Source organism: Neisseria sp. P0022.S010, from assembly GCF_051956635.1.
This window is the reverse complement of sequence record NZ_JBQCXF010000815.1, coordinates 1-595: the sequence shown is the minus strand read 5'-3', so window position 1 is coordinate 595 and position 595 is coordinate 1. Positions and strand designations below refer to the sequence as shown.

Annotated in this window: 1 protein-coding gene; it reads right to left on the bottom strand. The window is 48.2% G+C overall.

What is annotated here, in order from left to right:
* On the bottom strand, positions 1–540 hold a 540-nt coding region (locus tag ACTHUT_RS21575; protein WP_440419860.1), incomplete at its 3' end, for an AAA family ATPase.
* Between the last annotated feature and the right edge of the window lie 55 nt (positions 541–595).

Below are 595 nucleotides of genomic sequence, written 5' to 3'. Positions count from 1 at the left end.
CTCTTGCGCTTCTTGTAATGCCTTTTTCGCATTGACCCAATTTTGATAAAGCTGTTTGACCGTTTCTGCCTGCTCTTTACTGCCGGCAAACGCATCCAACAACTCGCGTTGCGCAGATTCTTGATTCAATGAGTGATGGGCATTTTGGCCGTGAATATCGATTAGCTGCTCGCCGATGGCTTTCAGTTGCGCCAATGTTGCAGCCTGATTATTGATATAACTGCGGCTTTTACCCTTGGCATCGATAATACGGCGGATGCTGAGCTCTTCGGCATCTTCTTCCAAAAGGCCTTGCTCCTGCAGCTGCGCTTTCAGTTCGGGCAAACCGCTGATGTCGAACAACGCCGACAACTGCGCTTCTTTGGCGCCGCTACGCACTTGGCTGTAATCGGCTTTATCGCCCAACAACAGGCCAATCGCATCCAGAGTAATCGATTTGCCTGCGCCGGTCTCGCCCGTCAATACGGTAAAGCCGTTTTGAAAATCAAGATTCAAGTTTTCAACAATGACAAAATCACGCAAAGAAAGTGCCAACAGCATTGCAGTATTCCTTAGTAAATCACCCGCACCTATGCGGAATAGCTTTAGATAATCT